This window comes from Streptomyces sp. NPDC026575, from assembly GCF_055567415.1.
On record NZ_JBVHQM010000005.1, the window covers coordinates 303,240 to 324,667 of the forward strand.

The 21,428-nt window shown below is 71.8% G+C and carries 18 protein-coding genes; 5 read left to right on the plus strand and 13 right to left on the minus strand.

Features of this window, described 5'->3' with window-relative positions; translation table 11 throughout:
• Nucleotides 1-203: 203 nt before the first annotated feature.
• The 3 genes from ACZ4NB_RS09370 (at nucleotide 204) to ACZ4NB_RS09380 (ending at nucleotide 4,794) form a co-directional block, all read left to right on the plus strand.
• A complete protein-coding gene (locus ACZ4NB_RS09370; RefSeq protein WP_467659660.1) occupies nucleotides 204-1,016 on the plus strand; it encodes a maleylpyruvate isomerase family mycothiol-dependent enzyme in 813 nt (270 codons plus the stop codon).
• 200 nt (nucleotides 1,017-1,216) lie between these two features.
• Nucleotides 1,217-3,355 (plus strand): toll/interleukin-1 receptor domain-containing protein, encoded by a 2,139-nt coding sequence (locus ACZ4NB_RS09375; RefSeq protein WP_467659662.1) that lies wholly within the window; start codon nucleotides 1,217-1,219, stop codon nucleotides 3,353-3,355.
• 527 nt (nucleotides 3,356-3,882) lie between these two features.
• A complete protein-coding gene (locus ACZ4NB_RS09380; RefSeq protein WP_467659664.1) occupies nucleotides 3,883-4,794 on the plus strand; it encodes an SAM-dependent methyltransferase in 912 nt (303 codons plus the stop codon).
• 253 nt (nucleotides 4,795-5,047) lie between these two features.
• On the opposite strand, the gene ACZ4NB_RS09385 is transcribed toward ACZ4NB_RS09380, so the two are convergent.
• The 6 genes from ACZ4NB_RS09385 to ACZ4NB_RS09410 form a co-directional block, all read right to left on the minus strand.
• Entirely contained in the window at nucleotides 5,048-6,433 is a 1,386-nt protein-coding gene (locus ACZ4NB_RS09385) for a cytochrome P450 (RefSeq protein ID WP_467659666.1), read from the minus strand.
• The gene (locus tag ACZ4NB_RS09390) at nucleotides 6,430-7,044 is read right to left on the minus strand and encodes a GTP-binding protein (RefSeq protein ID WP_467659668.1); all 615 of its coding nucleotides are present in this window, start codon (nucleotides 7,042-7,044) and stop codon (nucleotides 6,430-6,432) included. The genes ACZ4NB_RS09385 and ACZ4NB_RS09390 overlap by 4 nt, the downstream gene beginning before the upstream one ends.
• Nucleotides 7,025-7,354 carry a DUF742 domain-containing protein gene (locus ACZ4NB_RS09395; RefSeq protein ID WP_467659826.1) on the minus strand — a complete coding sequence of 110 codons (330 nt, stop codon included), beginning with the start codon at nucleotides 7,352-7,354 and terminating at the stop codon, nucleotides 7,025-7,027. The genes ACZ4NB_RS09390 and ACZ4NB_RS09395 overlap by 20 nt, the downstream gene beginning before the upstream one ends.
• A 20-nt stretch (nucleotides 7,355-7,374) precedes the next feature.
• Nucleotides 7,375-7,749, minus strand: a complete 375-nt coding sequence (locus ACZ4NB_RS09400; protein ID WP_393491289.1) for a roadblock/LC7 domain-containing protein — start codon at nucleotides 7,747-7,749, stop codon at nucleotides 7,375-7,377.
• 26 nt (nucleotides 7,750-7,775) lie between these two features.
• A complete protein-coding gene (locus ACZ4NB_RS09405) occupies nucleotides 7,776-9,242 on the minus strand; it encodes a sensor histidine kinase (protein ID WP_467659670.1) in 1,467 nt (488 codons plus the stop codon).
• A 206-nt stretch (nucleotides 9,243-9,448) separates the two neighbouring features.
• On the minus strand, nucleotides 9,449-9,628 hold the full coding sequence (locus tag ACZ4NB_RS09410) for a hypothetical protein (RefSeq protein ID WP_467659671.1): 180 nt from the start codon (nucleotides 9,626-9,628) through the stop codon (nucleotides 9,449-9,451).
• A 398-nt stretch (nucleotides 9,629-10,026) separates the two neighbouring features.
• Here ACZ4NB_RS09410 and ACZ4NB_RS09415 point away from each other — a divergent pair, with 398 nt between their 5' ends.
• Nucleotides 10,027-10,746: a hypothetical protein gene (locus ACZ4NB_RS09415; RefSeq protein WP_467659673.1), complete on the plus strand. Its 720-nt coding sequence runs from the start codon at nucleotides 10,027-10,029 to the stop codon at nucleotides 10,744-10,746.
• A gap of 60 nt (nucleotides 10,747-10,806) precedes the next feature.
• Here the strand turns inward: ACZ4NB_RS09415 and ACZ4NB_RS09420 are convergent, their stop codons facing one another.
• The 6 genes from ACZ4NB_RS09420 to ACZ4NB_RS09445 form a co-directional block, all read right to left on the minus strand.
• The gene (locus tag ACZ4NB_RS09420; RefSeq protein ID WP_467659675.1) at nucleotides 10,807-11,250 is read right to left on the minus strand and encodes a S26 family signal peptidase; all 444 of its coding nucleotides are present in this window, start codon (nucleotides 11,248-11,250) and stop codon (nucleotides 10,807-10,809) included.
• On the minus strand, nucleotides 11,247-13,130 hold the full coding sequence (locus ACZ4NB_RS09425) for an ABC transporter ATP-binding protein (protein WP_467659677.1): 1,884 nt from the start codon (nucleotides 13,128-13,130) through the stop codon (nucleotides 11,247-11,249). Before ACZ4NB_RS09425 ends, ACZ4NB_RS09420 begins: the two co-directional genes overlap by 4 nt.
• Nucleotides 13,127-13,690 carry a TlpA family protein disulfide reductase gene (locus ACZ4NB_RS09430; protein ID WP_467659679.1) on the minus strand — a complete coding sequence of 188 codons (564 nt, stop codon included), beginning with the start codon at nucleotides 13,688-13,690 and terminating at the stop codon, nucleotides 13,127-13,129. The genes ACZ4NB_RS09425 and ACZ4NB_RS09430 overlap by 4 nt, the downstream gene beginning before the upstream one ends.
• Before the next feature lie 56 nt (nucleotides 13,691-13,746).
• Complete coding sequence (locus ACZ4NB_RS09435) at nucleotides 13,747-14,307, minus strand: MauE/DoxX family redox-associated membrane protein (RefSeq protein ID WP_467659681.1); 561 nt, start codon at nucleotides 14,305-14,307, stop codon at nucleotides 13,747-13,749.
• Nucleotides 14,308-14,402: 95 nt separating this feature from the next.
• Complete coding sequence (locus tag ACZ4NB_RS09440) at nucleotides 14,403-14,567, minus strand: hypothetical protein (protein WP_467659683.1); 165 nt, start codon at nucleotides 14,565-14,567, stop codon at nucleotides 14,403-14,405.
• 117 nt (nucleotides 14,568-14,684) lie between these two features.
• The gene (locus ACZ4NB_RS09445) at nucleotides 14,685-17,537 is read right to left on the minus strand and encodes an AfsR/SARP family transcriptional regulator (RefSeq protein ID WP_467659685.1); all 2,853 of its coding nucleotides are present in this window, start codon (nucleotides 17,535-17,537) and stop codon (nucleotides 14,685-14,687) included.
• A gap of 184 nt (nucleotides 17,538-17,721) precedes the next feature.
• On the opposite strand from ACZ4NB_RS09445, the gene ACZ4NB_RS09450 reads away from it, so the two are divergent.
• Nucleotides 17,722-19,557 (plus strand): glycoside hydrolase family 15 protein, encoded by a 1,836-nt coding sequence (locus ACZ4NB_RS09450; protein ID WP_467659686.1) that lies wholly within the window; start codon nucleotides 17,722-17,724, stop codon nucleotides 19,555-19,557.
• Nucleotides 19,558-19,602: 45 nt separating this feature from the next.
• Here ACZ4NB_RS09450 and ACZ4NB_RS09455 read toward each other — a convergent pair whose 3' ends face one another.
• The gene (locus tag ACZ4NB_RS09455) at nucleotides 19,603-21,402 is read right to left on the minus strand and encodes a cation:proton antiporter (RefSeq protein WP_467659687.1); all 1,800 of its coding nucleotides are present in this window, start codon (nucleotides 21,400-21,402) and stop codon (nucleotides 19,603-19,605) included.
• Nucleotides 21,403-21,428 lie beyond the last annotated feature (26 nt).

Sequence of the window (21,428 nt, forward strand, 5' to 3'; positions counted from 1 at the left end):
GAACTTTCCCTCACCCGCAGTGAAGATCATGTCACCCAGCGAAGATCGCGTCACACGCGACGGGGCCCGTCCGATGGTGACATGCCTACGGACACCACGACCGTGCCCCCGCTTCCCGGCGGCGGGATTTGCCTTCGAGTGCACTCCAGCATCCACACTGGGCGCGACGAGATCCGCGCGGCGGACGGAAAGGGCGGCAGCTGATGGAGACGACGAGCCCGGCGGGGCACCCTCTGCCGTACGACACCTACCGGCAGGCGATCGAGCGGGAGGCCCTGCGCTTCGCCGACGTGGCCAAGGACGCCGACCCCGCGACCCCCGTGCCCTCCTGCCCCGACTGGACGCTGGCCGACCTCACCCGGCATGTGGGAGCGGTGCACCGCTGGTTCTCCGCTCTGCTGACCCGGCTGGTGCAGGAGCCGCCGCGCAGCCGCGATGTGGAGCTGGGGCTGCCGGAGCATCCGTCGGGCTACGCCGACTGGCTGGCCGCGGGTGTCCCCGCGGTGGCCGACGTGCTGCGCAGGACGGATCCCCAGGCGCCGATGTGGGCCTGGGGTGCGGACCAGCACGCGCGCTTCTGGGCCCGCCGGATGCTGTTCGAAACCCTGGTGCACCGGGTGGACGCGGAGCGAGCCGTCGGCCGGGAGTCGGACATCGAACCCGCACTGGCGGCGGACGGGGTGGACGAGTTCCTCGTCAACCTGCCCTCCGCGGGCTTCTTCGCCCCGGCTGTCGCGAAGCTGCGCGGCAACGGCGAGACCATCGTCTTCCAGTGCGCGGAGCCCGACGGCGGCACCGGCGAGGAGTGGCGGGTGCGACTGGAGCCGGACGGCTTCCGCCTGCTGCCCCGGGCCGCGGCCGACGCCCCGCCGTCCGAGGCGCAGACAGTCGTACGGGGGCAGGCCGCCGACCTCCTGCTGCTGCTCTACAAGCGGCGGTCGTATCAGGACCCGGCCTTCGACATCTCGGGCGAAGTCGCCACGCTCGACCACTGGTTCAGCCACACGGCCTTCTGACCCGCCACCGACGCACCCGGGCCCGCAGCGGACCGGCGCCGAGGGCAACTCCCGGCCCCCTGCTGCGGGTTCGTTGACAGCCGAAGCGCCCCGGGCATCATGAGGGGATGACTGGGGGCGGGCATGAGGGGGCTGAGGCGACCGAGGGGACCAGGGGGACCGCCGATCCCCCTGGGCGGCCGGACGGCGCGCGCCGAACGGTGACGGTGTTCGTCAGCTACTCGCGGCGTGAATTCCACTTCGCCGAGGCGGTGACCGCGACGCTGAGAGCGCAGGTCGCGCTGGACCCGTGGTTCGATGTGCAGCGGCTGCGGCCCGGGACGGACTGGGCCAAGGCCCTGGACGAGAGCCTCGACCACGCTGACGCCCTGCTCCTGCTGGCATCGCCGGCGGCCCTCGCCTCGGCCTACGTACGGCGCGAATGGACCCGGGCCCTGGAGCGCGGCATCCCGATGCGCATCGGCGTCGTCGAAGCCGTCGAGCTTCCCCCGGAACTCGCCGGCTTCCCCGTACACGACCTGCGCACCCGCTTCTGGGAGCGCGCCGCCGGGCTCGCGGAGGCGATGGCCCAGGGACGCACCGAAACGGGCGTCGCCGCCCCCCGGCCGAACCGCTTCGGCCTGCCCGGCCGGATGCCCGCCCCGGTGGCCGCGACGGTGGTGCTGTCGGCGCTCACCTCGATCGCCCTGGTGTGGGCGATCGTGCTCCTGGTGGGCTTGGACCTCTCGGTCGTGCGCCTGGCGTGGAACCCCTTCGACCACGACGTTTCCTGGGTCGACCGGGGCAGCGCGCTGGAGGTGATGCGCACCATGCGCTGGCAGGGGATGATGTTCGGCCTGCTGGGCCTGACCGCTCTGGCGGCGCCGTTGGTGCCCTGTGTGCTGATCCCCGGCATACGGCTGTTGCGGCGCCGAAGCAGCCGCACGGCGCTGGCGATCGGTTTCGCCGTGACCGCGGGCGTGGGAGCGACCGTCCTCGTCGGCGTCGGGCTCGCGATGAAGGCCGGGGACCTGCGGAATGCCGCCGTCACCGAACTGTTCCTCCCGACCCCGCCCGAGATGACCTCCGTCGCGACGATGCTCAGAGCACCGCTGGCGGGCGCGGTGGTGTGCGCAGCGGCCGGCGCGGTCGTGGTCGGGTGGTCGCGCACACTGCATCTGTGGCTGCCCACCGGGACGAACGGCGACCATCACCGCACGCGGATCATCAGGAAGCGGCGTGCGCGCCAGCAGTTCGCCGTGGAGTGGCAGGAGTTTCGCGCGGCCTGGGACGCCTACCCCTCGCTGGACACCTCCGCCTTGCCGCGCGGTGCGGATGTGGTCTTTCTGACCCAGTGGAAGATCCTCTGTGAGCGGTTGGCCGCACTGCCGGCGCCCGACGGGGAGGCACCGGTGACGGTCGAGGTGCGGTGTCCGGCGCCGGCGGAGGAGGCCGTCGCCCACCACCTCAGGGTGGCGTGCCGGCAGGCGGGCATGGCGGCGGGCACGGCTCCGGCACGATGGGTCCTGGTACTGGTCAGCTCACTGGCACCCTGGCAGGAGACGGCGCGGGCGATACGGCAGTTGGGGCCCCGCGCGATCTGCGTCCTCCTGGACACCGTCCGGCTGCCGTCCGACGCGGCGGAACTCCGTCGGCACCAGTGGCTGGACTTCCGTGAACGGCGTCCCGGCAGCCTGTTCCAGCTGCTGTCCGCGCTCCGGTCGCCTCAAGCCGAGACCGCGGGCGACTTCCTCCCCCCGACGCCGGTCATCACCGAGCGGTACCTCGCACCGACCTGGGTGCGCTACTTCGTCACGTCCTGCCGGAACATCACGGCCTTCTTTCCCGGCTTCGCGCTGGTGGCCGTGGTGTTGCGGCCGTGGCAGGTCCAGAGCACGCTGCTGGCCGCGCTGACCGTGCCGCTGGTCGTGCACCTGGTGCGCATGGGGAACCTCGCGGCGACGCGCCGGGTCTCCGCGTCCCGGTTCCGTACACACTGCGTGGTGGCGTCGGTGCTGTCGTTCGCCTGGGCCGGCGTGGCGATCTCGGTGCTGTGGATTCCCGTGACGCTCTCCTCGACGTGGCGAGGACAGTGGTCCTACGTGCCGAAGGACAGGGTGTCCGGCCTGACGGTGGTCGCGTTGCTGGCGGCGACGGCCGCCCTCCCCGCGCTCATCACCCTGTTCTTCCCCTATTTCTACCTACTGCTCCGCGGACAGTGGCTGCCGCCGACGGTGACCCGCGCCAACTCGCCCATCCTGCCTCGCCACATGGGGACATGGACGGGCTTTGAACCGGTGTCGAGCGCCCCCGGCATGTATTTCGCCCTGTTGATCGAGTTCTGGGTGGCGTACGGATAGCGGTCGACGGGAGTTCGAGGGCCCGATCGGAGCCACCACGTGAACATGACGCTCTCCCGAGTGGGGGTCGGCGTCCCCTTGGGTCCGGCGAAGGTGCGGGGCAGGTGACGAGCTGCCGGCTCGACGAGCTCGGCCGGGGGCGCATGGTGGTGTTCAGGCGCACAGGCACACTCCTCCGGCGCACTTTTGGCCGTAAAGTGATGGGCTTGCACAGCAGTCCGCCCGTTCGACAGCACTCGATCTATTGGTGAGAGCCGGGCGATCCGGCCCGCACGCCTGTCCTGGAAGCGGTGAGATCCATGGAGCGGAAGCCGGTCGACTCGGCGCACGAGGCTCGATGTTGGCGCCGGAGCCACTGCTCGCGACGGCTCCTGTGCGACCGATCCGGCAGGCGAGGGTAAACCTGCAATCATGATCACGAATATGCATCGCCTGGTGGCGAGATGATTCAGAAACGAATTGATCTGGCCCGTTGTGGGCAGTGTGGTCCGGTCTCCCACGCACACCCGAGTACGCCCGGAGAGCCCATGAAGAGAATCGGTGACCTGGCCATTCGGCCGACGTCAGGCAACCAGACGTTCGATGAGAGCGCGGTGCCGCTGTACTACCGGCGGAAGACCGCCGACATACTGCACAAGTACGGCCCGGGGCCGCGGGTACACTTCCATGTCGGTCTCTTCGACCCGGCCGTCACGCTCAACACCACCGTCCCGCAGCGCGTCCTCAAGCGGCGGATCGTCGCGGCGCAGGAGGCGATAGTGGCGCACGCGGCCCGCTCGTGGACGGCCGGCGGCCCCTCCCCGGTGCACCTGCTCGACATCGGCTGCGGACTGGGCGGCGGCTCGCTGTACTGGGCCCAGGAGCACGGCGCACACGTCACCGCCCTCACCGTCGCGGCCGAACACATCCCGGTCGTCGAGGCGTTCGCCGCTCAGACCGGGGTCGGCCAGCGCGTCACCCCGCGCCTGGGGGACATCCACGAGCTGTCCGAACACCGCAGATACGACGCCGCGTACGCGAACGAGAGCTCCGGCTACATGGACCGCGGACGGCTGTTCCAGGTCGTGGCCCGCGCACTGCGCCCCGGGGGCTGGTTCGGCATCCAGGAGCACTTCATCTGCCGTCCTGAATGGGTCGACTGGATCAACGGCTACTACAAGACCCGGCTGGGCACCCTCACCGAGTACATCATCGCCGCCAAGGAGGCGGGCTTCGAACTGGAGCAGGACGAGGACGTCACGGACGGCGTCAGCGAGTTCTGGCTGCAGTCGATGGCGTGGAACACCACCGAGCTGACCCGCATCGAACAGGGCGGGCCACAGGCCGCGTGGTCCCTGACGCGGCTTCAGGAGAGCGCGATCGCCCACGGCAAGCTCTTCCGCATATGGCGCGACCACGCCGTCGAGACCCGGCTGCTGCTCTTCCGGCTCGGAGGCTGACGATGCTTCCCGAGCACGGGCACCGCTCCCGTATCGGGCGACAACTCCCGCCGTTCTTCCGCCCGTTCAACGCCTGGACGCACGCCGAGGCGAAGGAGATCGAGCGCCGCCTTCGCTGCCCGCGCTGGCGTGGTGGTGGCGGCAGCTGGACCGGTGAGCCGGTCCAGGAGGCCGGGTACGGGAGGGCGGAAGGGGCCCGCAGCGATGGGCTGCGGGCCCCTTCCGATGGGCTCGGCGACGGCTTTCGACGGGCTCAGCGACGGCGGAACAGGCGTCCCAGCCACGGCCACAGCCGCCGGCTCCGGGGCGGTGGCGCCACATGGAAGGTGCTCGCGGGCGTGGGGGACGGCATCGGGCCGGGCGCGGGGGGTGCGGCGGGGGCGGCGCCGGCGAGCTTGGGCGTGAACGTCACCGGCAGTTCCACGAGCTGCTGGGACATCAGCGTGCCCCGGCGGCTGAGTTCGGAGTCGTCCACGGTCAACTCGATATCGGGCAGGCGCGCCAGCAGCACCTCGATGCCGGTGTCGGCGATGGCGCGGCCGATGTCCTGACCGGGGCACTCGTGTGCGCCGGCGCTGAACGCCAGGTGCGAGCGGTTGCCGTGGACCGGCTGCGACAGGTCCGGGCGGATCTCCGGGTCGACGTTGCCGGCGGCCAGGGAGAGCAGCAGCATGTCCCCGCGCCTGATCTGCTGTCCGCCCAGCACGGTGTCCGCCGTCGCCCAGCGTCCCAGGACCGTGTTGATGGGAGGCTGGTCCCACAGCACCTGCTCCAGCGCGTCCGGGAGCGTCATCCGGCCACCCGAGAGGTTCGCGCGGAAGCGCGGGTCGGTGAGCACCATCCGCAGGGTGTTCGCGATCAGGTTGGCCGTGGTCGCGTAGGCCGCGACCAGGACCACCCGGACATGCGCCAGGACCTCGACGTCCGTCAGCTCCGTGGGGTGGTCCAGCAGCCAGGACGTGAGGTCGTGGCCGCGGGCGGCCTTCTTGTTCTCGACGAGTTGGTAGAGCATGGTCGTGACGTACTCGTCGCTGGCGAGGGCGGTGTCCGAGCCCTCCAGCATGTCGGGGACCGCCCGTACGAGCTTCGGGCCGTGTTCGTCCGGCGCCCCGATCAGCTGCGTCATCACCAGCATCGGCAACTGGATGGAGAACTGCGCCACGAGGTCGGCGCGGCCGGTCGCCACGAACTCGTCGATCAGCTGGTGGGCGAAGCGCATCACATAACGGCGGATCCCGCGTCGGTCGAAGCGCTGGAGGGACTCCAGCACCGCGCTGCGCAACCGCTCGAAGACCGGGCCGTCATTGAAGTTGATCACCGGCCACCAGGTCACCAGCGGACCCAGTGCGTGCTCCTCGGGAACCACCTCCCCCTCCTGCACGGCGCGCCATACCCGCGGGTCGCGGGCGAACCGGCCGGAGTTGCGGGCCACTTCGAGGTTCTCGTTGTGGCCGAGGACCAGCCAGGCCGGCAGGTCTCCGTGGACCAGTACGGGTGCCACCGCGCCGTGCTCCGCACGCAGCTTCTCGTACAGGTGCATGGGGTCCCGCTCGGCTTCCGCGCCGTACAGGCGCTGCAGACCGTCCGGGCCGAGGCCGTGGGCCGGGCACCCGGGCGGTGGGAGGGGAGTCGTGCTCATGAGGTCTCCGATACGACAAGGGAGTGGAGGTAGTGCATGAGGGTCATCAGGACGTCGCGGCTGGAGTCACGGCGCCGGGCGTCGCAGGCCAGGAGGGGAACGCCCGAAGGAAGGTCGAGGGCGGCGCGGAGCTCGTCCAGCGAATGCACCGGCGCGCCCGGAAAGGAGTTGACCGCGACGACGAAGGGGACGCCGCTCTCCTCCAGCCGGCCCATCACATCGAAGCTGACTTCCAGACGGCGGGTGTCTACCAGCACCACCGCGCCCAGGGCGCCTTCGAACAGGCCGTTCCACAGGAACCAGAACCGCTGCTGACCAGGGGTGCCGAAGAGGTACAGGACCAGTTCGTCGCTGATGCTGATCCGGCCGAAGTCCATCGCGACGGTGGTCGCGGTCTTGCGCTCCACACCCGCAGGGTCGTCGATGCCCACACCGGCCTGCGTCATCGTCTCCTCGGTGGTGAGCGGCCGGATCTCGCTCACCGAACCGACCAGGGTCGTCTTGCCGACCCCGAAGCCGCCCACCACCACGATCTTGACCGCGGCCGACGCCGTGTGCGGCAGCCGTTCCTCACTGAGCGGCGCCATGGGCTCAGAGTTTTTGAAGTCCATCGATCACTTTCTCGATAAGTGAGATGTCGGGGAGCTCTGCAGGCGGCACCGGTGCGCGCGTGAGCACCCTCTGCTCGTCCAGGAGATCGCTGATCAATACGGTCACGACGCTCACCGGCAGTCCGGTGTAGGCGGATATCTCGGCCACCGAGAGCGGCGTCTGGCACAGCCTCAGGATCGCCGCGTGTTCCGGCTGGGTCCCGGGCGTGGGACCGGACCTGGCCACGATCAGGGTGACGAGGTCGAGGCGGTTGGAGGCGGATGCGCGGCCGCCGGTGATGACATAGAGACGCTCCGGGACGTCATCCATCCCGTCCTGGTCGGAGTCGTTCACCTGACCTGCCCGTCGCTGCGGGGCGGGCTCGTGATGTGTTCGCCGAGCCGGATGATGAGGTCGCGCATGCGCTGGCCCATCAGGCCGGCGTCCACCCCCTCGTCGGCCAGCACCGCGAGGTAGGCGCCCGCACCGGCCGCCATCAGATAGAAGAAGCCTCCTTCCATCTCGATGACCACCAGCTTCATGCTGCCCGCCTGGGGCAACTCGGCGCCCACCGCACCCGCCAGGCTCTGCAGTCCCGAGCAGGCCGCGGCGAGCCGGTCGGCCGCGTCGGTGTCCCCACCGTGCCGGCCCATGCGCAGCCCGTCCGCGGACAGCACCACGACGTTGCGGGTCTGCGGCACGCTCTCCGCCAGATCCTTGAGCATCCAGTCCAGGTTGGCCTGCCGCTGATTCACTGTTCTCCTCTCGGCGCGGCGGCGTCGTCGCTGCCGCTGTTGCCGTCGCCCGTCAGGCCGTCCTTGAACGCGACCAGCCACTCCCCCGGCGCTCGTCGTGGTCCCGGCTCCGCTTGTCGTGTGCTTGTAGTGGGTTCCGCCGCCTCCGCCACGCGCATCCTGCGGCGCCGCTGCGGCAGGCCGTTCGCCGTACGCTCGACCGCGGACGGCGTCTCGGTGTCGTGGCTCGCCATCTGCGGCCTCATCGACTGGCGGGGGAGCGACTGCGGCGATCCACCCGCCACCCTGGGGCCGGAGAAGGTACCGATCCCGTGCGCCACACCCGATGCCTCGGCCATGGTGGTGATCAGCTGCTGCGGGACGATGAGCACGGCCCGTACGCCGCCGTAGGCGGACGCGCGGAGGGCGATCTGAAGGCCGTAGGCCTGAGCCAGCCTGCCGACCACGGCCAGGCCGAGCCGCGGGGTCTCCCCCAGGTCGCCGAGGTCGATGCCCTGCTGTGCCTGTGCGAGCATCTGCTCGGCGCGCCGACGGGCGGACTCGCTCATGCCCACGCCGCCGTCTTCGATCTCCACCGCGATCCCGGACTGCACCTCCGCGGCCGTGAGATGGACGCGGGTGTGCGGCGGCGAGTAGCGGGTGGCGTTGTCCAGCAGCTCGGCCAGGGCGTGGATGAGCGGCTCGACGGCCGGACCGATGACGGCGACGTCCGTGGTGGTGCTCAGATCGACCCGCTCGTAGCCGACGATCCGGGACATCGCACCACGCAGCACGCTGTACAGCGGCACCGGTCGGTTCCACTGGCGGCCGGGGCGGGCGCCGCCGAGTACGGCGATGGAGTCGGCGAGCCTGCCGATCAGCGCGGTGTTGTGGTCGATCCGCAGCAGGTCGCCGAAGACCCCGGGCGACCGGCCGTGCCGGTCTTCCATCTCCCGCAGCTCCTGCGCCTGCTGGTGCACGATGGCCTGCACGCGGCGGGACAGGTTCACCAGCGACCGCTGCGCGGAGTCCCGCAGGCCCTCCTCCGCGTCCACGGCCTCGATCACGGTGCGCAGCACCGACCAGTGCGCCGCCTGGAACTCGGGGGGCAGACCGTTGTAGGAGTCCGCCCACCGTGCGGTGAGCCAGTTGAGCACATCCTCGGGAGCCTCGTTCAGGCGCAGCCGCGTCAGCATGTCCGGCACCAGATTGTCGGCCAGCCGTACGGTCGCCTCCTGCTGCCGCGCGATCGCGGCCGTCTGCGACTGTCCGCCTTCCGCCAGCGCGACGGCCTCACGGCTCCGCCTCGCGGCCAGGCTCGCGGTGGCGGCCACCGCGAGCACCGCCGGCACGCCGATCCACAGTGCCGCGGCGAACGCCGACGAACCGACGATGCTCACCACGATCGCGGACGCAACTACTGGTATCAGCCACGCGTAAACCGCCACGGAAGGCAATCTCGACAACGACTTCTTCCGGACCATTAGCACCCTCAACCCATGGGAATAGAAGATCGTAGGACGACCTGCGGGAGCGTATCCGGCATATGCGCAAGGAAGTTGGCAGGGCGTCAGATCACCACTGGGACGAGCGGTCCTTTCTGATACCGGTGGCGATCCTGCTTCCGTACGGGCACAATGCCGCCCCGCATCCCTGAGGAAGGGGATGCCTCAGGTCACGAACGCAACCCTCACCGGCTCCCGTCCGCGTCGGCGATCTGGAGGGTGCCGGTGGCGCGGAGGGCGTCGTCGGTGTCGAGGCCGCGGCGGGACGCCAGGGCGAGGGCGTCGTCGAAGGTGGCGTCCGCGTCGGCCGGGCGGGCGGCGGCGAGGGTGGGGGCACCTTGTCCTCGTCCAGCAGGGCGGTCCACTGGCGTGCGGTGAGGGAGAGGTCAACGAGGTCGGTGGCGTCGTTGAGGTCACCGCCGCTCCAGTCGGCGTGCTCGGCGACCATGCTCTCCAGCGACAGCCAGGCGTTGCCCTGGAACAGACAGAGGCAGTGACCACTGGCACCGCGGCCGGGGCCCGGAACAGGTGCCCGGGCGGCGTGATGGTTGCCATAGGAAATTCTCGAAAACCAGGGGCAACTGCCCGGTTTCGGCGAGATTATCCCCTGGGGCTCCCGGCCGCCCGTCCGCCGGCCGGCGGCTGATCGCTGGGCGACGCGGCCGCACAGCCTTACGATCAGCGCCTGCCGCACCGCGCACCCCCATACCGCGACGGCCCTCTTCCTTTCCTGACCTCGTTATTTGATCCAGAAGAAGGCTTCATGAAGCTTCGTCGTGCCTTGGTGACGGTCGCCGCGACCGCCGTGCTGCCGTTCGCCCTCACCGCCTGCTCCGGCGGCTCCGGCAGCCCCTCGAAGGACAAGTCCGCCCCTTCGGCCGGTGCCGGCGCCCCCGAGGCCCGCCTGCTCAACGGCACCCGGCTGAAGTCCCTGCTGCTTCCGGTCGGGGCGCTGCCCAAGGGCTACAAGGCCGACCCGGAGGCCACCCGCGACTCCGGGCGCAGCCTGGCCGCCGCGTCCGCGAAGAAGCCCGTCGACCTGGCGGGCGCCTGCCCGAAGCTGGAGGCCAGCGCCTGGATCCAGACCGGTGGCATCGAGGGCGCCGCCTTCGCGCAGGGCGACTTCGTCAACGCCTCCCAGGAGGAGTTCAACCAGGAGCTCGACAGCTTCCGGGGCACGGACGCGCAGACGGTCATGAAGCGTCTGGGGCAGGTCCTCCAGCACTGCGCGCACTTCAAGGACACCTCCGGCGACACCACGGCCTCGGTGACGGTCAAGACCACCGCCGTGCCGAAAATGGGCGACCAGACCCTCAAGGCCGAGCTCTTCGCGCCCGAGTGGGAGGGCGGCACCACGCTGGTGGCGAGCCGGGTCGGGAACGTGGTCGTGACGACCTTCTACAGCGTCCAGTCCGATGACAAGGGCGCCGCCGGCCTCGATCTGACCAAGAAGATCGTGGCAGGGCTGCAGCAGGCGAAGTAGCCGGCCGGTCGTGCGGCAGTGCCGCGGTGGGGTTCGGCGGGCCGGCCGCCGAACCCCCGGTCAGCCGGGCAGCGAGCGCCACACCGTCCCCACGACCTGCGCAGTCGCGAAGTAGCCCCGGTGGCGGGAGTCGAAGCTGGCCGCCGGATTGTCCCCGAGCAGGACCAGTTGTCCGCGGGGTACGTTCCGCTCCGGAACACCGGCCAGCGCGGCCACCCGGTCGCGGGGCACGGGGTCCCCGGGCACCGCGGCCACCCGCTTGATCAGCAGCGCCGGACCGGGCACCGCGCGGGCCGGGAGGTCTCGCACCACGACCACCTGGCCCGGTGCGGGCGGGCGGCCTCGGCGTACGAGGACACGGTCGCCGTCCCGGTAGGCCGGCTCCATGCTCGCGCCGCGTACGGTGACCGCGATCAGCCGCCGTCGCAGTGCGCGGGCGGTCAGCGCGAGGCCGGACGCCAGCACCGGTACGCCCCCCGCCAGGGCCCAGGACGCCGCCCTCACGGTGCCGCCGCACCGGGCTCGGCGCCCAGCGACTCGCCGTCGGTCCGGTAACCGGTCGCCTGGAGGGTGAACAGGCGGGCGTACTCGCCGTCCAGCGCCATCAGCGCGTCATGGCTGCCCTGTTCGGCGACGCGGCCGTCCTTGAGGACGACGATCCGGTCCGCGTCGCGTACCGCGCCGAGCCGGTGGGAGATCAGCAGACCGGTGCGGTCGCCCCGGTGGCCGCACAGGGCGGCGTGGATCTCGTGCTCGGCCGCGGCGTCGAGCCCGGCCGAGGGTTCGTCCAGGATCATCAGGTCCCGCCCCTCGCGCAGGAACGCGCGGGCCAGCGCCAGCCGTTGCCACTGTCCGCCGGAGAGCATCACCCCGCTTCGCACCCCGTCGCCCTCGGGCCGGGTGAAGAAGATCCGCGACAGGAGGGTGCGGTAGCCGTGCGGCAGGCCCGCCAGCTTCTGGTGGATGCCGGCCCGTTCGGCGGCGGCGCTGAGCCGCCGCTCGTCGTGGAGCGCGTCCAGATCCCCGAGGGCGATGTTCTCCGCCGCCGTCATGTCGTAGTGCATATAGTCCTGGAACACCACGCTCAGGCGTCGGCGGTAGGCGCTGACGTCCACCTCGCGCAGGTCCACCCCGTCCCACAGGATCGCCCCGCGGGTCGGGTCGTAGAACCGGCACAGCAGCTTCACCAGCGTGGATTTCCCGGCTCCGTTGAGCCCGACGAGCGCCAGCGCCCGGCCGTGGGGGATGCGCAGGCTGACCCCGCGCAGGATCCACGGCTGGTCCTCGGAGTACCGGAACCACACATCGCGCAGTTCGATGGCGCCGCTCAGGGCAGGGAGCGGCCGGGGCACCGCCGCGAGCGGCAGATCGGGACCGGCGGTGGTCACCGCCAGATAGTGGTCGAGCAGCAGCAGCGCCTGGTGTGTGCGGGCGACCTCCAGCGCGAGCGTGGCGAGCGCGCCCTGTACGCCGGCCACCGCGGCCACGAACATGGTGACGTCACCGGCCGACAGATGGCCGGACCGCGCCGCGCCCACCGCCCATACGAGCCCGCAGCCGGAGATCAGCGCGGCGAGCAGCCCGAGCCCCGCCTGGGCGCGGACCTCCCGCCGGTCCACCGCCCGCTTGGCGGCGTCGGACGTGCGCCGCTCGGCCAGCATCCGCCCGCGCAGAAAGCCCCCGATGCCGAACAGCCGGACCTCCTTGGCGGCTTCCATGCTGGAGAGCAGATCGTTGTAGAACAGCTCCCGGCGCTCGGCGGGGCCGATGTCCCACACCATCCGCGCCCGCCGTCGCGACAGCGCGATCTCGGCGAGCAGCACCGGCACTCCGGCCACCAGCACCAGCCCGGTCAGGACGGGGCTGAGCGCCAGCAGCGAGCCGACGAACCCGATGAGGGTCACGGCGGCCCGGACGATGCCGAGTGCTCCGGAGACGGTTTCGTCGGGGGTGCCGCCGGCGGTCTGCTGGGCCAGCCGCAGCCGGTCCAGGAAGCGGGGGTTCTCGAACCGTTCCAGTCCGACGAACCCGTCCACGGCCGTGAACAGCCGGTCCTGCATGAGCAGTCCGACCCGGCGGTCGAGCTCCGCGCGCAGATACTGGCCGATCTGCGGCGCCACCCCGGACACCACGCCGACCGCGGCGAGGCAGAGCCCCAACCCGGTCAGGGTCGCGGTGGAGGCGCCGGCGACCAGGTGGTCCAGCACCAGTTTGGTCAGCAGGGCGGCGGCGACCGGCAGCCCGCCGGTCGCCAGGGTCAGCAGCACGAAGGTGACCAGGGTGCCGGGCGCGGCCTTCGCCGCGAGCGACCACGCCGTGGTGACCCGGGCCCCCGTGCCCCGGGTCACCCGGCGTCCGCGCGGGGTGCCGTCCGTGCCCGTCATCGCGCCGCGGTGGCCGGTCGGTCCAGCACCATGCGGTTCGCGGTGACCAGGACCCTGCCGTCGCCGTCCGGGGACACCCGCAGCAACGTGGGGAACGATCGCGCGCGGAAGGCGGCGCTCAGCGGTTCGTCGGGCCCCTCCTCGACGACCACGCGGGCGACCGGGGACAGCTCGGCCACGAACGCGGCGGCCTCCGCCGGTTCGCCGACCACGACGGCCACCGCCTGCGCCCGCCCTCCGGGCAGGGTCCGCGCGTGGTCCACGAACGCCGGCATCTTCTCCCGGCACGGCCGGCAACCGGGGGCGAAGAACGCCACCAGCGTGTCCGCGGCGAGCATGCCGCGGGTCAGCCTTTCGCCGTCCACGGTGGCCGTGGCGAACTCCCCCACCTCCTCCCCCACGGCCATGTCGAGGGTGTCGAACCGGCCGCCGCCCGGACCGCTCACCCCGGACAGCTGCTCGGAGTGTTCCCGCAGCCGTTTGATCACCCCGAGGGTGAGTACCAGGTCCAGCGTGCACAGCGTTCCGACGAGCAGTACTGCCGCAATCAGGAAGGACATTCCCCAACTCCTCTTGTTCCGTGCGGCCCTTGCGATGCCGGGCCGGTGTCTACCCTTCAGTCGCGGGCGCGTTCCGGCCGGGCCGCGAGCGACGGGCGGAACAGCGCCGCGAGGTCTTCGAGCCTGGTCACCAGCGCCCCGACGACGGCTCCGCCCGCCACGGCCACCGCCCCGTACGCCGGTGCGACGGCGCCGACACCGCCACTGCTCAGCGCTCCCCCCGCCGCGATGAGCGTCAGCACGCCGTTGCGCAGCACATGAAGCCGCCCCATCGGGGAGCCGGAGGCCCCGAAGCAGCGGCACACCGCACGTACGCCTCGGACGACCGTGAGCGCGGCGCCCGCGGTGAACGCCAGCAGCAGTCCCGCGGCGAGGACGAACCCCACAAGACCCGCGGGCGGCGTCAACGGGCTTGCCAGCAGCAGCAGAAGCACCGCCGGCTCACTCCCGGCCACGAGCACGGCGCAGGGGCGCACCCAGCCGGCCGGCAGCAGGTCCATGGTGGTCAGCGACTGTGCGAACCGGGAGAACGCGGCCCGGCTGCGGATCTTGCCGAGCGCCGCCGCCGCGAAGACCACGGCAAGGCAGGACGCGCAGGTGAGAGCGAGTATGTCCACGGTACGGATGCCCCTCAGTGCGCCGGAGCCGGCCGGGCGGCGCGGCAGTGCGCGACCCGGCCGGACAACGGTGATACCTGTAAGAAACCGCGCCGTCAGAAGCAGCCGCAGCGGATGAACGTATTCGTGCACTGGTCCTTGACCCAGGTGTGGTTCCACCGGGCGCAGCCGGAGCCCGGCCCGCCGGTGACGCACACATAGCAGCCGGCCGCGGCGGCCTCGGCCTTGGGCACGAACCGTTCCAGGAGCCTGCTCCCCATCGCTTCCATCTTCCGGTACACGTCCACACTCCCTACTCGTTCCGGGTGCCGTTCTGGCATCTGCCACGATGCTCGGGCGGTCCTGGACAAACCTTGTCCGTTTCTTGAACGAGCAGGTCAGGAGGGCTTTTGGAGTTTGCCGCGGAGCCGGTGGAGATCCGTGTCGTTATGTCCCACGGCGTGCAGGAGGTCCGCCGCCCGCTGCCAGGCCGCGCGGGCCGCCGCGGTGTCACCGCCGGCTTCGTGGGTGTCGCCGAGATGCTCCAGCGTCTCGGCCTGGTTGTACTGGTGGCCGAGTTCCTCGTTCAGACGCAGGCTCCGCCGGAAGCAGTCGGCGGCCTGCCGGTGGTCGCCGAGGTGCTGGAGCGCGTATCCGAGGCTGTCCCAGGTGTTCGCCTCGCCGCGGCGGTCGCCGAGATGCTGCTGGAGGGCGAGGGCCTCCCGGCAGAAGTCGGCGGCCTCCTCGTACTTGCCGAGCTGCGCATGGTCCCAGCCGGCGGCGTTGAGGGCCCTGGCCCGGCCGGTCTCGTGGTCAGCGGCCTCGAAGCGGTCCAGTGCGAGCAGATCGTGTTCGAGGCCCTTCTGCTGATCTCCCCGGCGCTCCCACAGCCAGCCGAGGTTGAGGTGGGTGTGGGCCTGGCCGACCGTGTCCCCCAGCTGCCGGTACAGGGCGAGGGCCTGTTGCAGGTGGGTGTGCGCCTCGTCGAAGCGGCCGGTTTCGCAGCAGGAGTTGCCCAGTTCGCGGTGGGCGCGTGCCTGGTACGAGCGGTCGGCGAGGGCGGTCGCCGCTTCGAGCCCGGCGTACTGGGTCGCGGTGAGCTCGTCCCAAAGGCCCCGTCGCGCCAGGAACGTGGGGAGGACTGCCGCCAACTGCCAGGTTTTGGCGTGTAGTTCGGCGTGGTGGCCGGCCTGTGCCACGAGGGAGGTCAGCACGGCGCGTTCGGCGGCGAACCACGCCAGGGCGGCCTGGTGGTCGGCCGGCCGGCCGGGGGCCGCGCCGGGCAGGGCCGGGGTCAGGGCGATCGGGTCGCCGTGGGGGGACAGCAGTCGGTCGGCGGCGTGGGCGGTGTGCAGATAGTGGTCGACCAGGCGCTCGAAGGCGGAGCGGCTCGTCGGGTCGGCCGCGGCCAGTTCCGCGGCGTAGGCGCTCAGCAGGTCGTGCATCGTGTAGCGGTCGGGTCGGTGGGCGGTCACCAGATGCGAGCGGACCAGTTCGGTCAGGGCCCGGCCGACCTGACGGGGCTCGGTCCCGGCCAGTGCGGCGGCCGCCGCCAGGCCGATGTCGGGGCCGGCGTGCAGGCCGAGCAGGGGGAAGAGCCGGCGTGCGGGTTCACCGAGCGCGCCGTAGGACGAGGCGAAGACGGCCCGCAGATCGGCGGAGTCGTCCCCCGCGTCGAGGGTGTCGAGGGCGCCGCCCGCCCCGTGCAGATCGCGGATGAGCGCCCGCAGCGGGAACGTCGGGTGGACGGCGGCGCGGGCGGCGATGATGCTGATGGCCAGCGGCAGCCCGCCGCACAATTGGAGCAGGCCGGCGGCCGCGGCGGGTTCCTTGTGCACCCGCTCCCGGCCGAGCCGGCGGGTCAGCAGTGCCGCGGCGTCGGCGGTGGACAGCGGGCCGAGCGTGAGGAGGCGGGCGCCGTGCGTGCTGACCAGGCCGGCCAGGTGGTGGCGGCTGGTGACGATGACGACGCAGCTGGGGCTGCCGGGGAGCAGGGGCAGGACCTGTTCGGCGTCGCGTGCGTTGTCCAGGATCACCAGGATGCGGCGTCCCTGGATGAGGCTGCGGTAGAGCCCCGCGCGGGCGTTCAGCCCGGTGGGGACGGAGCCCTCTGGCGCGCCCAGGCTGTCGAGCAGGTCGCGCAGGGCCGAGGCCACGGTCGTCGGCGTCCCCGAGGGTTCGAAGCCGCGCAGGTTCAGATAGAGCTGCCCGTCGGGGAAACGGTCCAGCCGCTGGTACGCCCAGTGCAGGGCGAGGCAGGTCTTGCCGATGCCGCCGGATCCGCCGATGCCCGCGATCGGCACCGTACCGCCGTGGGCGGACGGCGGTTGCAGGAGCCGGTCGAGCTCCGCCATGGCACGCCCCCTGCCGGTGAACACCGGTGGGGGCGGCGGTAATTGGCGCGGTACGGGGAGAAGGGCGGCCTCGGGCGCCGCCACCGGCGAGGGGCCGGGGCCCTCATCGGAGCGGGAGCCGGGGGGCGTGTCGCCGTGGGGCCCGCCCGGACTGTCGGCACCCCGCAGCGGCGCGCCTACGAGGATGTCCTGATGCAGCTGCCGCAGCGCGGGGCTCGGGGCGAGGCCCAACTCGGCGTCCAGGAGCCGTGTGATGCCCCGGTAGACCTCCAGCGCCTGCGGGGTGCGGCCCTGCCGGTGCAGGGCGCGCATCAGTTGCGCGGCGATCCGCTCGTCGAGGGGGTGTGACCGGGCCCGCAGGCGCAGCGGGGCCAGCAGCTCGGATTCCCGGCCCTGCCGCAGCAGCAGGTCGTTGAGGTCCAGCTCGGCGGCCAGGCGCTCGCCGTCGAGGGTGTCGCGCAGCGCGTTGAACCACGGGGTGTCCGGCTCGGCCGGCGGGTCGCTGGGCCACAGCCGCAGCGCCTCGGCGAGCAGCCCTGCGGCGTGGGTGTCGTCCCCGGCGGAACGGGCACGTGCGACCAGGTCGCGGAAGCGGTGCAGGTCGACCGTTCGCGGGTCCACCTCGCACACGTACCCGTGCGGATGGCGGCTGATCGACGCGCCGAGCGGTTCGAGGACGCGACGCAGCCGCGACACATAGCTGTAGAGCGTCGTCGCGGCGCGCTGCGGCGGGCGCTCGCCCCACAGCCGGTCGGTCAACCGCTCCACGGAGACCGGGCGGTTCGCGTCGACGAGGAGGGCCGCGAGCACCTGGCGCTGGCGCAGATGCCCCAGATCCACCTCCCGGCCGTCCACCTGCGCGCTGATGGTGTGGAGCAAGCAGAATTCGACGGCCACCCCGTACCCCTTCCCCCTGCGCGCCAGTGTTCGGGGATCGGGCAGGGGAATCAAGGGACATCCCGGACGTTCTTCCGTCCGCCCGGTGCCTGCCGGCCGCTCGGCGGGCCGGTGGCGGGTTTCCGGACTACGCTGGTCATGGGGCGGCTTCCGGGTGACAGCGCACGCCGAAAGGGGCGCCCCGATGGACGACTACCCGCTGATCGAGAACCACGGCCTGATCGGGGATCTGCAGACCGCGGCCCTGGTGACCACCGACGGCACGGTCGACTGGTTCTGCTGCCCGCGCTTCGACTCCCCCAGTGTGTTCGGCGCCCTGCTGGACCGGGAGAAGGGCGGACACTGCACGGTCCGGCCGGCCCATACGACCTATGCGACCAAGCAGTTGTACCTCCCCGACACGGCGGTCCTGGTGACCCGGTTCATGACCGAGGCGGGCGCCGGCGAGGTCGTCGACTTCATGCCGGTGACCGGGTGCACGGCCTCGCCCCGCCACCGCCTGGTCCGTATGGTCCGGTGCGTTCGGGGCAGCATGACCTTCGAGATCGATATCGCGCCGCGGTTCGACTACGGACGCCGGCCGCACGAGTTGCACCTCACCGAGCAGGGCGTGGTGTTCGCCTCGAAGGGGCTGGAGCTGACCGTCCACCCGGTCCGCGAACCGCAGGACGAGCGGCTGTTCAACTCCCTGACCGGCCAGAACGATCTGCACTTCGCCCTCACCCTGCAGGCCGGCCAGCAGCGCGGCATGGTCCTGGAGTCGTCGGCGGCCGGACCGCCCCGGGAGATCCGGCTCGACGAGTTCCAGCAGCTCTTCGACGACACCGTCCAGTACTGGCGGTCCTGGCTGGGGCAGTCGCGGTACACGGGACGCTGGCGCGAGGCGGTGGAGCGCGCGGCCGTGACGCTGAAGCTGATGACCTACGCGCCCAGCGGCGCCCTCGTGGCCGCCCCGACGGCGGGGCTCCCGGAGCAGCTGGGCGGCGAACGCAACTGGGACTACCGCTTCACCTGGATCCGCGACGCCTCGTTCTCCGTCTACGCCCTGCTGGGGCTGGGGTTCACCGACGAGGCGAAGGCGTTCATCGGCTGGCTGAGCGACCGGGTCGGGGAACGGGTCGGCAGCCAGGGCGACTCCGGACCGCTGAACATCATGTACAAGGTCGACGGCTCCTCGGACCTGGACGAGGAGGTCCTGGAGCACTGGGAGGGCTATGAGCGCTCCGCCCCGGTGCGCATCGGCAACGGCGCGGCCACCCAGCTCCAACTGGACATCTACGGGGAGGCGTTGGACAGCATCTCCTTCGCCCACCGGCACGGGCTCCAGCTCGGCCACCGGGGCTGGACGTCGCTGCTGACGGTGCTCGACTGGCTGGTCGACCACTGGGACCAGGCGGGAGAGGGCCTGTGGGAGACCCGCGGCGGCCGCAAGCACTTCACGTACGGCCGGGTGATGTCGTGGGTCGCCTTCGACCGCGCGTTGCGGCTCGCGGCGGACAACGGCCGACCGGCCACCGCCGACCGGTGGAGCAGCGCGCGGGACGAGATCTACGCACAGGTCATGGCGAAGGGCTGGAACGCGCAACGCCAGGCGTTCGTCCAGCACTTCGGCAGCGATGTGCTGGACTCCTCGCTGCTGCGGGCGCCGACGGTCGGGTTCATCACGCCCGACGATCCGATGTGGGTCTCCACGCTCGACGCGATGGAACAGGAGCTGGTCACCGACAGCCTGGTCTACCGGTACAACCCCGAGGCTTCGCCCGACGGGCTGCGCGGATCGGAGGGCACCTTCTCGCTGTGCACGTTCATGTACGTCGACGCGCTGGCGCGGGCGGGGCGGACGGACCGGGCCCGGCTGGTGCTGGAGAAGATGCTGGGGTACGCCAACCACCTGGGCCTGTACTCGGAGGAGATCGCTCTGACGGGTCGTCAACTGGGCAATTTCCCCCAGGCGTTCACCCATCTCGCACTGATCGACGCGGCCATCACCCTGGACGCGGCCCTGAACCGGAAACGGTAGCCGGGACGCGGGGCTGCCCTAGTTGGCACGCGGGACGGTAGCCGGTCAGCCCGGGTCGTGCCGGGCCCCGGTGGGGTCCGAGCGGTCGTGCGGCAGGGGCCCGAAGAGCACCAGCGTGTCGCCCTCCGCCGGTGCCGCGTGCCGCGTCTCGGTGACCGGTTCGAGCCGGCCGTCGGCCCGTACGACGAAGAGGATCCGGTGCCCCGGTGGCAGCGGTCGGCCGGCGGGCTGCACGGGAAAGCGGGCTCCTTGCTCATGGCGGGCCGCGAGGGTGTTCCGGGGCAGTGCGGAGCCGAAGAGGACGCCGCCGCCGGTGGTCGGGGCCACCGCGCCCGGTGTGCCGGGCGGCGGGCCGACGCGGTAGACGGGCCCCTCGACCCCGTCCTGCACGACGATCGAGGCGAGCGCGTTGAAGTCGTCGTCGTCGGTGAGCAGCAGCACCGCCGTGACGCCCGCCAGGCGGGCTTCGGGGTCGGTCGCCACGGCCATCAGCTCCCCGGCGGCCAGCTCGATCCCCGCGTCGCGGATCCGGTCCCGCTGCCGCTCCGGTCCGGCCCACATCAGCACGTCGAGCCCGGCGGTGCGCAGCGACCGCGCGAGGTCCACCGCCCAGGGGTCGCCGCCCACCAGCAGGGGGCGGGTGCGCGCGGATCTGACGACGCCCAGTGCGGCGGCCGCCGGCCGGGCCGTCAGGGCGTAGACCAGGACGGTGCCGACGATCGTCAGGAAGGTGACCGGAAGGATCCGGTCGGCGCCTCTGAGGCCGTCGCGGACGAGGTCGGCGGAGAAGGTGGCGGCCGTGGCGGCGGCGACGATGCCGCGGGGCGCCATCCAGCCGACGAACGCCCGCTCCCCGGTGGTCAGCTCGGTCCGTGCGGTCGAGAGGAGGGCGATCAGCGGCCGCGCCACCAGGACGAGCACGGCGACGAGTACGAGGGTGGGCAGCAGCACCGGAACGACGGACTTCGGCGTCACCGTGGCCGAGATGGAGACGAACAGCAGGCCGATGATGAGCTGCACCAGCGTCTCGAAGAACGGCCGCCGTGCGGGCATGTCGAAGCCCGGCAGGTTCGCCACGGTCATCCCGGTGACGATCGCGGCGATCAGGCCGGTGTCGTCGAGCACCATGTCGCAGCCCGCGGCCACCACGACCACGGTGGCCAGTTGGGCGAGGGTGCCCAGCGTCTCGCCGAGGCGCAGCGCCCGGAGGGTGAGCCACAGCAGCGCGGTCCCGACCAGACCGCCGACGAGCCCGACGGCGATGCTGGCGAAGAAGTCGGCGAACCGGAATCCGTGCCCGGCCCGAAGTCCGCCGGAGACGATGGAGTGGAAGACGACGGCGCCGAGGATGCCGCCGACCGGGTCGATCAGGGAGCCCTCCCAGATCAGCACCCGGCGCACCTTGTCCGTGGGGCGCACATGGTCCAGCAGCGGTCCGACGACCGTCGGCCCCGACACGACGAGGATCACGCCGAGCATGCAGGCCACCGCGAGCGGCACCCCGAACAGGGCGGGTCCCAGCGCCATGACGGCTCCCCAGGTGACCGTCACGCCCAGCAGGATGAGCCGGACGACGACACTCCTGGTCGCACCCTTGAGGTGGCGCAGGTCCAGGCCCAGCCCGGCGTCGTAGAGGATCAGCGCCACCGACAGCGACACCAGGGAGGAGAAGTCCGGCCCCACCAGTTCGTCGGGGTGGACGACGTCCGTCAGCGCCCCGGCGGCGAAGCCCGCCGGAAGGAGCACCACCAGGGCCGGGACCCGCAACCGGCTCGCCAGGATCTGGGAGCCGACGGCGAGGGCGACGGTCAGGCCGATGCCCAGCAGGATCTCGTCCGTGGTCATGGCGTCCGCACCCCGCGGGGCGCCCG